General features: G+C 61.9%; 9 protein-coding genes. 1 reads left to right on the top strand and 8 read right to left on the bottom strand.

Going from position 1 to position 11406, the window contains the following annotated elements:
- Positions 1–192 precede the first annotated feature (192 nt).
- The 8 genes from HX815_RS05040 to HX815_RS05005 form a co-directional block, all read right to left on the bottom strand.
- Positions 193–2055, bottom strand: a complete 1863-nt coding sequence (locus HX815_RS05040; protein ID WP_177027893.1) for an NAD(P)/FAD-dependent oxidoreductase — start codon at positions 2053–2055, stop codon at positions 193–195.
- Between the two features lie 177 nt (positions 2056–2232).
- A complete protein-coding gene (locus HX815_RS05035; RefSeq protein WP_003209554.1) occupies positions 2233–3657 on the bottom strand; it encodes a gamma-aminobutyraldehyde dehydrogenase in 1425 nt (474 codons plus the stop codon).
- 116 nt (positions 3658–3773) lie between these two features.
- Positions 3774–4583, bottom strand: a complete 810-nt coding sequence (locus HX815_RS05030) for an ABC transporter permease (protein ID WP_003209553.1) — start codon at positions 4581–4583, stop codon at positions 3774–3776.
- Positions 4573–5502: an ABC transporter permease gene (locus HX815_RS05025; protein WP_003209552.1), complete on the bottom strand. Its 930-nt coding sequence runs from the start codon at positions 5500–5502 to the stop codon at positions 4573–4575. Before HX815_RS05025 ends, HX815_RS05030 begins: the two co-directional genes overlap by 11 nt.
- Before the next feature lies 1 nt (position 5503).
- Positions 5504–6538 (bottom strand): ABC transporter ATP-binding protein, encoded by a 1035-nt coding sequence (locus HX815_RS05020; RefSeq protein WP_003209551.1) that lies wholly within the window; start codon positions 6536–6538, stop codon positions 5504–5506.
- A gap of 180 nt (positions 6539–6718) precedes the next feature.
- Positions 6719–7870, bottom strand: coding sequence for a putative ABC transporter substrate-binding protein YdcS (gene ydcS / locus HX815_RS05015; RefSeq protein WP_003209550.1), 1152 nt, complete (start codon positions 7868–7870; stop codon positions 6719–6721).
- A gap of 72 nt (positions 7871–7942) precedes the next feature.
- Entirely contained in the window at positions 7943–9400 is a 1458-nt protein-coding gene (locus tag HX815_RS05010) for a gamma-aminobutyraldehyde dehydrogenase (protein WP_177027892.1), read from the bottom strand.
- A 133-nt stretch (positions 9401–9533) separates the two neighbouring features.
- Positions 9534–10445 (bottom strand): LysR family transcriptional regulator, encoded by a 912-nt coding sequence (locus HX815_RS05005; RefSeq protein ID WP_177027891.1) that lies wholly within the window; start codon positions 10443–10445, stop codon positions 9534–9536.
- Between the two features lie 168 nt (positions 10446–10613).
- Between HX815_RS05005 and HX815_RS05000 the strand changes: the two genes are divergently transcribed.
- Positions 10614–11327, top strand: coding sequence for a tellurite resistance TerB family protein (locus tag HX815_RS05000; protein ID WP_003209547.1), 714 nt, complete (start codon positions 10614–10616; stop codon positions 11325–11327).
- The last annotated feature ends 79 nt before the right edge of the window (positions 11328–11406 follow it).

Here is an 11406-nt window from a genome sequence, read left to right as displayed (position 1 = left end):
CATATGAAACAAGACGTTTCTGTGGAAACCGTGTGGTGAGGGAGCTTGCTCCCGTTGGGGCGCGAAGCGACCCCAGCTCAGGCGATGGAGATCCTTCAGGGATATCTCGATCGCCTGGTTTGGGGCTGCTGCGCAGCCCAGCGGGAGCAAGCTCCCTCGCCACAATAATCTCTTCCTTCAGGAATGCCGGGATCAGCCCACTTCGCCTACCGCTCGATATGCCTCATCAATCGCCGCATGGGCATACGCGCTCCACGCGGCATCCGAGTTGGCGATGCTCACATGTCCCACCGGCTGGCGCGCCAGGTCCTTCAGTTTTTCGCTTTCATCGGCATCGTCAAACAAGCTGTTGGAGAAGGTCGCATAGCCGTGTGACCAACGGTTGACAGTGATCGCCAGAATGTCGGTCTGGTGGTTGAAACCGCCCGGGCCGAGCATGCGCTGCAGCTGATCCCGCAGTTGCGCTTCCAGTTGTTCAAATGTCTGCCCATACAACTTGCCCCGCCCGGCGCGGGCCTGGTCGCGGCCGTTCATGCCGCTGTTGGGGCTGGTGGGCACGTACACCATGTGCAAACCAATCGGCTGCGTCGGGTCGCGCGGGTGCTCGTAGCCGCCCATGCTCACCGGGTAATCCAGCTTGATCCGACTGTAAGGCTGGGTCGCTGCATAAATCTCGTGCACCCCCAGCTTCTGGAACGAGGTCCAGTTGCGCACCACCACTTTGGTGTAGACCAGCGGGTACTTCACGTTCTGGCTCAGGGCCTGGGCTTGTTCTGCCGGCAGATCGCGCAGCAGGTACGGGATCATCATGTTGTAGCAGGCCAGGATGCAGCGTTTGCCGCGTACCTGTGCGAGTTGGCCGCCACGGCTGTAGCCGATGTGCACACCGTCACCGACGTTACGCACACTGACCGCAGTGCTGTTCAAACGCACCCGCACCGGCGTCCTGGGCTGATCAAGCCTGGCGTAGTCAAACGGCGCCAGCACGATGTCATCCATGGTGTGCCCCGGTGCCACTGCCGGAATCAGGCTGCGCACCAGCAAGCGTGCCAGCGAGGCGTTGCCGTCGGGGAAATGGTAGATGTAGGGTTCTTCCATTTCTGCGGCGGCTTCTTCGCTGATCGGTGCCAGGTTCATTCCGCCGAAGCCAGGGAAACCCACGCTATAGGCATCAGCCGACGCCACCGCGTCGATACTCAAGGCCATGAAGTCGTTGGTGCGGCTTTGGAAGTACTTCACCGCGCCTTCCGAGAGTCCTACGTTCTTGAGCAGGAAATCGCGGTAGCTGGTGGCCGCGAGGTACTCGGCCTTTTCCTCGGCAGTCTTGCCCGGCAGGTAATCCTTGGGCGCGACGTGCAAGGCAATCAGCGCCTGACGGTCGGTTTCCGGCAGCGGGAAATCATTGATGAAGTCGCTGATGGAGCGCGCATGCAACTGGTCCGGGGCGATGTCGTCGGCGACCATCGGCGTCGGGTCGCCGGTCACCAGTTTGTCTTCGCCAAAGTTTTCCTTGTCGAAGAACACCCCACGGGACAAACCCATGCCCGGGTAGAACTGGCGGTCGAAGGCGGTCTCGAAGCGCTTGATGTTTACCCCGAGTTTTTTCAACAGCCCGTTTACTTCCTTGCTGTAAAGATGATTCGGTGACTGGAACGCTTCGCTGCCGCCGTAGCCGATGATCAGCCGGCCACCGGCCTGGAACTCATTGCGCTTGGCATGGCCGCCGAAGTCGTCGTGGTTCTCCAGGATCAGGATCTTCGCCTTCGGGTGCTTCTCACGGTAGAACCACGCCGCCGACAAACCGCTCAAGCCACCGCCGACCACCACCAGGTCGTAGTCTTCGGTGATCGGCAGTTTATCGGTGTCGAAGGCCTTCTTTTCCCAGCCCATCTGGTGGGCAACTTCGAATGAGCCGACATGGCTGCCGCGCAAGCCGGTGAGGGCGGGCGGGTAGTAGCGGCCATCGGGAGCGGCCTGGAGGATTTGCAGCGGGGTCATACCGGCGGCAATCGTGATAGCGACGCCGTTGAGGAAGTCGCGGCGGGTGATGTCCATGGGAACCTGCGAATTATTTATTGTTATTAGGAGAGCCCCTGTGGGAGCGGGCCGTTGTGGCGAGGGAGCTTGCTCCCGCTGGAGTGCGAAGCGCTCCCAGGATTTTGGGGCCGCTACGCAGCCCAGCGGGAGCAAGCTCCCTCGCCACAGTGAGCTCGCTTCGACAGGGGTAAGGGGTCAGTGCTTGAACATCACATGGCGAACGGTGGTGTAGTCCTCCAGGCCGTACATGGACATGTCCTTGCCGTAGCCGGACAGTTTCTGACCGCCGTGGGGCATTTCGCTGACCAGCATGAAGTGGGTGTTCACCCAGGTGCAGCCGTACTGCAACCGTGCAGCCAGGCGATGGGCGCGGCCGACATCGGCGGTCCACACGGAAGAGGCCAGGCCGTAGTCCGAATCGTTGGCCCAGGCCAATACCTGGGCCTCGTCGTTGAATTTGGTTACCGACACTACTGGCCCGAACACTTCGCGGCGCACGATTTCATCGTCCTGCTGCGCGTCGGCCAACACCGTCGGTTCGAAGAAGAACCCGTTGCCTTCCACCGCCTTGCCACCCGTGATCAGGCGGATATGAGATTGCGCCACGGCACGCTCCACAAACCCGGCCACACGGTCACGGTGCTGTGCGGTGATCAGCGGGCCCAGCTCGGTGGCCGGGTCATCCTGCAAACCGTATTTGATGCTGGCAACCGCCGCGCCGAGCTTTTCGACGAACGCGTCGTAGATATCGGCCTGTGCATAAATCCGGCACGCAGCGGTGCAATCCTGCCCGGCGTTGTAGAAGCCGAAGGTGCGAATGCCTTCCACCGCCGCGTCGATATCGGCGTCGTTGAAGATGATCACCGGCGCCTTGCCGCCCAGTTCCATGTGCATGCGTTTGACGCTGTCGGCAGTGCTGGAAATGATATTGGCCCCGGTGGCAATCGAACCGGTCAGCGACACCATGCGCACTTTCGGGTGATTCACCAGCGGGCTGCCCACGGTTGGCCCACGGCCAAACACCAGGTTGAGTACACCGGCCGGGAAAATTTCAGCGGCCAGTTCCACCAGGCGCAGCGCGGTCAGCGGGGTTTGTTCCGAAGGCTTGAGCACCACGGTATTACCGGCGGCCAGGGCCGGGGCGATTTTCCAGGCGACCATCATCAGCGGGTAGTTCCACGGCGCGATGGAGGCAATTACGCCCACCGGGTCACGGCGGATCATCGAGGTGTGGCCCGGCAGGTACTCGCCGCCGGCCGAACCGCTCATGCAGCGGCTGGCGCCGGCGAAGAAGCGGAACACATCGGCCACCGCCGGGATCTCGTCGTTCAGCGCCGCGCTGTAGGGTTTGCCGCAGTTGTCCGACTCAAGCTTGGCCAGCTCTGCGCCGTGGGCTTCGATGGCGTCGGCGAGTTTGAGCAGCAGCAGCGAGCGATCCTTCGGTGGCGTTTGCGACCAGCCTTCAAAAGCGCTGTCGGCAGCACGCACCGCGGCGTCGACCTGGGCTTCGCTGGCTTCCTTGATTTCCACCAGTACCCGACCCAACGCCGGGTTGAACACCGGCTGCGCCGGGCCTTCGCCTTCGACCAGATGGCCGTTGATCAGCAGTTTGGTTTGCATGGTTCAGTCCTCTTAAAGCTGCATCGTTTCCCCTGCCGAAACCGGTTCAAGTATGGGAGCGAGCAAGCCCGCTCCCACATTTGAATCTCATTCCTTCAGTGGCAATGTGTTGTCAGTTATTTACCGCCACTACCGGCCACGCTTTCGCCGCCGCGGGTCAGGTAATAGGCACCCAGGATCGGGAACATCGTCACGATCATCACCAGCATCGCCACCACGTTGGTCACCGGCACATCCCGTGGCCGGCTCAACTGGTTGAGCAGCCACAGCGGCAAGGTGCGCTCGTGGCCGGCGGTGAAGGTGGTGACGATGATTTCGTCGAACGACAGCGCGAACGCCAGCATGCCGCCGGCCAGCAACGCCGAGCCGAGGTTGGGCATGATGATGTAGCGGAAGGTCTGCCAGCCGTCGGCGCCGAGGTCCATCGAGGCTTCGATCAGGCTGTGGGAAGTGCGGCGCAAACGGGCGATCACGTTGTTGTAGACGATCACCACGCAGAAGGTCGCGTGGCCGACGATGATGGTGAACATCCCCGGCTCAATCCCCAGGGTCTTGAAGGTCGCCAGCAACGCGATACCGGTGATGATCCCCGGCAGTGCAATCGGCAGGATCAGCATCAGCGAGATGCCTTGCTTGCCGAAGAACTCCCGGCGATACAACGCCGCCGAGGCCAGGGTGCCGAGCACCATCGCAATCAGCGTGGCGATGGCCGCGATTTGCAGCGACAGCTTGATCGCTTCCAATACGTCCGGCCGCGAGAAGGCCACGCTGAACCACTTCAGGGTGAAGCCCTGGGGTGGAAAGCTGAACGCCGCCTCTTCGGTGTTGAAGGCGTAGAGGAAGATGATCAGGATCGGGAAGTGCAGGAAAACCAACCCGCCCCAGGCCGCGATTTTTAGACTGAGTGAGGCTTTTTCAGAGTGCATCGAAGGCCCCCAGACGTTTGACGATGGACAGGTAAACCGCGATCAGCACGATCGGCACCAGGGTGAACGCCGCGGCCATGGGCATGTTGCCGATAGCGCCTTGTTGCGCGTATACCATGCCGCCGACGAAGTAACCCGGCGGGCCCACCAGTTGCGGCACGATGAAGTCGCCCAGGGTCAGCGAGAACGTAAAGATCGAACCCGCCGCAATCCCCGGCACCGACAGCGGCAGAATCACCTGCATGAAGGTCTGGCGCGGCTTGGCGCCGAGGTCTGCCGAGGCCTGCAGCAACGATGGCGGCAAACGCTCCAGCGAGGCCTGGATCGGCAGAATCATGAACGGCAGCCAGATGTACACAAACACCATGAACCGCCCCAGGTGCGAGGTGCTCAAGGTGCTGCCGCCCACGCCGGGAATGCCCATGATGAATTGCAGCGCCGGCTCCAGGCCCAGGTGCTGCACGAACCACTGCGCCACGCCGCCCTTGGCCAGCAGCAGGGTCCAGGCGTAGGCCTTGACGATGTAGCTGGCCCACATCGGCATCATCACCGCGATGTAGAAAAACGCCTTGGTCTTGCCGGTGGTGTAGCGCGCCATGTAGTAGGCGATCGGGAACGCGACGATGGCACTGGCGATGGACACCACCACCGCCATGCTCAAGGTGCGCACGATGATGTCGAAGTTCGACGGCTGGAACAGCGCGGCGAAGTTGGCCAGGGTCAGGTCCGGGGTGACCGCCATGGTGAAGTCATCGAACGTATAGAAGCCTTGCCACAGCAAGGTCAGCAGCGAACCCAGGTAGATCGCGCCGAACCAGATCAACGGCGGCACCAGCAGCAGCGACAGGTACAGGTTGGGCTTCTTGTACAGCAGGTTGGAAAACCTGCGCATCGGGGGTTGGGACAGGGCCAGGCTCATGTCACACCTCGCCTGCGATGTCGGTCAACGGCGTCATGGCTTCCCGCGCCCAGCGCGCGGTGATGGACTGGCCGACTTGATGCCCGGCGGTGGTGTCCAGCCATTGGTTGTTGGCCTGGCTGATGTTCAGGGCCTGGCCGTTTTCCAGTTTCAGTTCGTAGCGGGTGGCGCTGCCCTGGTACTGGATGTCATGCAGAAGGCCGCTGACTTCCACCTCGCCGCTGCCCAGCGGGCCTTCGGCGAAACGCACGTGTTCCGGGCGGATCGAGAACGGCTGCGGGTTACCGCTCAAGCGTTGCGCCAATTCGCCGCGAATCACGTTGGAGGTGCCGACGAATTCCGCGACGAAGGTGGTGGCGGGCTTCATGTACAGGTTGCGCGGGGTGTCGACCTGTTCGATGCGGCCCTTGTTGAATACGGCCACACGGTCGGACATCGACAGTGCTTCGGTCTGGTCGTGGGTGACGAAGATGAAGGTGATGCCAAGTTGGCGTTGCAGTTTCTTCAGCTCGCTTTGCATCTGTTCGCGCAGCTTCAGGTCGAGAGCGCCGAGGGGCTCATCCAGCAGCAATACGCGCGGACGATTGACCAGTGCGCGGGCCAGGGCCACACGTTGACGCTGGCCGCCGGAGAGTTGCACCGGCTTGCGGTCGCCGTAACCGCCGAGGGCGACCATGCCGAGCGCTTCTTCGGCGCGGTTGAGGCGTTCGGTCTTGCCTACGCCTTTGACTTTCAGGCCGTAGGCCACGTTGTCCCGCACGTTCATGTGGGGGAACAGCGCGTAATCCTGGAACACAGTGTTCACGTCGCGCTGATACGGCGGCAAGCCGGCGGCTTCCTCACCGTGGATGCGGATGGAGCCGGCACTGGGTTGCTCGAACCCGGCGATCAGGCGCAGGCACGTGGTTTTGCCCGAGCCGGAAGGGCCGAGCATGGAAAAGAACTCGCCGTCCTGGATATCGATGGAAACCCGGTCAACGGCTTTCACTTCGCCGAACTGACGGGAAACGTGGGTGAATTGGACTGCAAGCGTCATGGTGCGGTGCTCCAAAAAGGCGCGTCTTGTAAAAATTAAATCGGAGGTAGAGGTGATCGTTCCCACGCTCTGCGTGGGAATGCAGCGCTGGACGCTCCGCGTCCGCCCTTAAAGTCGTGACGCGGAGCGTCACAGGAGGCATTCCCACGCGGAGCGTGGGAACGATCAACTAGGGAGTGCTTAGCGCCCGCCCATGATCGCGATGTAATCCTGGGTCCAGCGGCTGTATGGCACGAACTTGCCGCCTTCAGCCTGCGGGGTTTTCCAGAAGGCGATCTTCTCGAACTGGTCGAAACCGTTGGTCTTGCAACCCTCGGCGCCCAGCAGTTCGCTTTCCTTGCACGCCGCGGGAACCGCCGGCAACGAACCGAACCACGAGGCCACATCACCCTGGACCTTCGGCTGCAGCGACCAGTCCATCCACTTGTAGGCGCAGTTCGGGTGCTTGGCATCGGTGTGCAGCATGGTGGTATCCGCCCAGCCGGTGGCGCCTTCCTTCGGAATGGTCGAGGCAATCGGCTGCTTCTCGTTCACCAGGCCGTTGACCTGATACGGCCATGCGCTGGAGGCCACCACGCCTTCGTTCTTGAAGTCGCTCATTTGCACGGTGGTGTCATGCCAGTAGCGGTGGATCAACGGCTGCTGGGCGCGCAACAGGTCGAGCACGGCCTTGTACTGGGTTTCGGTCAGCTCGTACGGGCTCTGGATGCCCAGTTCCGGCTTGGTGGCCTTGAGGTACAGCGCCGCATCGGCGATGTAGATCGGGCCGTCATAGGCCTGCACGCGGCCTTTGTTCGGCTTGCCGTCCGGCAGGTTCTGCGCATCGAACACTACGTTCCAGCTGGTGGGCGCGGTCTTGAACACGTTGGTGTTGTACATCAACACGTTCGGGCCCCACTGGTACGGCGTGCCGTACGTTTGCTGGCCGACCACGTACCACGGCGCATCTTTCAGGCGTGGGTCGATGTTCTTCCAGTTGGGAATCAGCGAGGTGTTGATCGGCTGTACGCGCTTGCCGACGATCAACCGCAGCGAGGCATCGCCCGACGCGGTGACCAGGTCGTAGCCGCCCTTGGCCATCAAGCTCACCATCTCGTCGGAGGTGGCGGCGGTCTTGACGTTGACCTTGCAGCCGGTCTCTTTCTCGAAACCGGTGACCCAGTCGTAGTTCTTGTCGCTTTCGCCACGTTCGATATAGCCGGGCCAGGCGACGATATCCAACTGGCCTTCACCGGCACCCACCGCCTTCAGCGGTTCGGCGGCCTGGATGCTGACACTGGCCAGCAGCGCGGTGGTCAGGGCACTGAGCAGTGCGGTCTTGTGCGCAGACATGGGGGTTCCCTCTTCTTTAATTATGGTCGGGGCAGTTTTTGCAGCAGGTGGTGCGTGAGCGTAGTTGTTGTTTTAAAGATGTTGGCCGTGGCGCGCCATGATGTGCCGCACCACGCTGTAGTCCTGTAGCGAATCGCTGGACAGATCTTTGCCATACCCCGAGCGCTTCAAGCCGCCGTGGGGCATTTCGCTGACCAGCATGAAATGACTGTTGATCCAGGTGCAGCCGTATTGCAGGCGCGACGCCACTTGCATCGCCTTGTCCAGATTCTGGGTCCACACGGAGGAGGCCAGGCCGTATTCCGAGTCGTTGGCCCAGTCCACCGCCTGTTCCAGCTCGTCGAAGCGGGTCACGGTGACCACCGGGCCGAACACTTCGCGCTGCACGATTTCATCATTCTGTTTACAACCGGCCAGCAAGGTTGGCTGGTAGAAGAAGCCAGCACCGGAATGCACGGCGGCGCCGGTGATGCGTTCGATATGCGGCTGGCCGAGGGCGCGTTCGACAAAACTGGCGACGCGGTCGCGCTGGCGGGTGCTGATCAGCGGGCCGAGTTCGTTGTCGGCATCGCGCTTGCCGGCAAACCGCAGGCTGCTGACGGCGGCGCCGAGCTCGGCCACCAATTTGTCGTGGATGCCGGCCTGGGCGTAGATGCGGCACGCGGCGGTGCAGTCCTGGCCGGCGTTGTAGTAACCGTAGGCGCGCACGCCTTCGACCACGGCTTGCAGGTCGGCGTCGTTGCACACGATCACCGGTGCCTTGCCGCCCAGCTCCAGGTGCGTGCGCTTGAGTGTCTTGGAGGCGGCCTGGAGGATCTTCTGCCCGGTGACGATATCGCCGGTCAACGAGACCATGCGCACCTTCGGGTGGCTGACCAAATGGCTGCCGACCCCTTCGCCGCCGCCACACAGGATGTTGATCACCCCGCGCGGCAACAACTGGCTCAGTACGGGCGCCAGAGCCAGGATCGACAGCGGGGTATGTTCCGACGGCTTGAACACCAGGGTATTACCGGCCGCCAGGGCCGGGGCGATTTTCCAGGCGGCCATCATCAGCGGGTAATTCCACGGCGCAATGGAGGCCACCACGCCAATCGGATCGCGACGCACCATGCTGGTGTAGCCCGGCAGGTATTCACCGCTCAGTTGCCCGGTCTGGCAGCGCACGGCGCCAGCGAAGAAACGGAACACATCGACGGTTGCGCTCAAATCGTCCTGACGTGCCAGGTGCAGCGGCTTGCCGCAATTCAGCGATTCCAGGCGGGCGAGGTAGTCGGCTTGTTTTTCGATTGTCTCGGCGATGCCCAGGAGGATGTTCGAACGCTGCTGGGGCGTGGTCCGCGACCAACCGGCAAAGGCCCGGTGGGCGGCGAGGATTGCGGCTTCGACCTGCTCGGTACTGGCTTCGGCGATATGGGTGAGGATTTCACCGGTGGCCGGGTTGATGATCGGCTCGACAAACCCCTGGCCCAGGACCAGTTCGCCGTCGATCAGCAACGCAGTGAGCAGCGGTGTGGGCGCGCCAGACATTTTTCGCGATCTCTTTTCTTGTGTGGTCATGGCTGTTCTCGTGCGAGACGCCTGACCTTCTCTTATGGGATGAGCAGAGACTAGAGGTCAGGCGCGAGGTCAACAAATACTAAATACTGAAAGCAGCATTCGATTAAATAGATGGCTTGCGTGGGTGGGGCTGTTCGCGGGCCACCGTCAGGAATGGGTCCACCAGCGCCGGGCGCGCCGTGCCCCGGCGCCAGGCCAGGCCCACGTCGAGGGTCTGGCTGAGGTCGGCAATCGGCCGGGCCTCGATGATGTCGCCTTCCAGGGACCAGGGGCGGTAGGTCATGTCCGGCTGGATCGACACGCCCAGGCCGGCGGCGACCAGGCTTCGCACGGCTTCCGTCGAGGCGGTGCGCAAGGTGACGCGGGGTTGCAGCCCGGCGCCGGTCCACATGCGTTGGGCGTTGTGGCCCATTTCGTCGACGTTCAGCTGAATCAGCGGCTCGCGCGCCACATCCGCCAGGTTGATGCTGTCGTGTTCCAGCAGCGGGTGCTGGGCGGGCAGCCATAAACGGTGGGGCGAGTGGGTGAGCACTTCGGTTTGCAGGGCGTGGCGGTCTTCGAGGTTGGAGAGGATCAGCACGCCGACGTCGATTTCACCGCTGACCAGCAGGTGTTCGATGTAGGGGCGTTCGTCCTCCATCACGCGGATTTCGACATTGGGGTAGGCGCGCTGGAAGCGGGTAAGCAAGTCCGCCAGGTAGTAGCCGGCGACCAGGCTGGTTACGCCGATGATCAACTGCCCGGCCACCTGGTCGGTGCTCTGTTGCAGGCTGCGCTTGGCGTTGTCGACGGTGGCGAGGATGAGGTGCGCCTGGCGCAGGAACTGGTGGCCCTGGTGGGTCAGGGTCATGCCCTTGGCGTGGCGGTTGAACAGGGTGACGCCGATTTCCTGTTCCAGTTGCTGGATCGCCAGGGTCAGGGTGGACTGGGAGATGAAGGCGGTCTGGGCGGCGGCGGAGATCGAGCCGGTCTCGGCCACGGCGATGAAGTGACGGATCTGACGCAAGGTCATCATGCTGGAATTACCAGTGGGGTGTTTTTATAGATTTGTTCGAGTGTATATCGTTTTAATTGAGGGGTAAGCGCGTTACATCTGGAAGCACTCTAGATCGGGGGTTTTTGGCACTTAGTTTTACGCTGGGGGCCTATTGGTCCTGTGAACTTGAGTTTCTGGAGGTTGTGAATGAATACCCGTGGATTGCTCGATCAACTGCTCAAATCCGGCCAGGACATGTTGCAGAACAAGGCTGGCGGGCAGCGCAAGTCAGATGACAAGGGTGCCCTTGGCGGACTGCTGGGTGGCGGCGGGTTGGGTAGCTTGCTTGGCGGTGCCGGTGGTGGGGCCCTCGCGGCCGGCGCCATGGGTCTGTTGCTGGGCAACAAGAAAGCCCGCAAGTTTGGCGGCAAGGCGCTGACCTATGGCGGGTTGGCTGCTTTGGGGGTGATTGCCTACAAGGCCTACGGTAATTGGCAGGCGCAGCAGGCCAGTGCGCCTCAAGGGGAGCCGCAGACCATTGATCGGTTGCCACCGGCCCAGGTCGAGCAGCACAGCCAGGGGATTTTGAAGGCGCTGGTGGCTGCGGCCAAGGCTGACGGGCATGTGGATGAGCGTGAGCGGGCGTTGATCGAAGGGGAGTTTGTGAAGCTGGATAACGATCGTGAGTTGCAGCAGTGGTTGCATGCCGAGCTGAACAAGCCGCTGGATCCGGCAGATGTGGCTCGGGCTGCCAGTACTCCGGAATTGGCCGCCGAGATGTATATCGCCAGTGTGATGTTGGTGGATGAGGAGAACTTCATGGAGAAGGCTTACCTCGATGAGTTGGCGCGGCAGCTTAAGTTGGAGCCAGGGTTGAAGGCTGAACTGGAGAAGCAGGTGCGGCAGGCTGAGGTGGTTTGATTGTGTACATATCCGTTTCTGCGGTAACGGCTACTTATGGTAAAAGCAAAGACCAGAACGAAAGCAGAGCCGCTTTTCT

The sequence above is a fragment of the Pseudomonas sp. E6002 genome (assembly GCF_013385565.1).
Classification (GTDB): Bacteria; Pseudomonadota; Gammaproteobacteria; order Pseudomonadales; family Pseudomonadaceae; genus Aquipseudomonas.
This window is presented reverse-complemented; position numbering and strand designations above follow the sequence as displayed.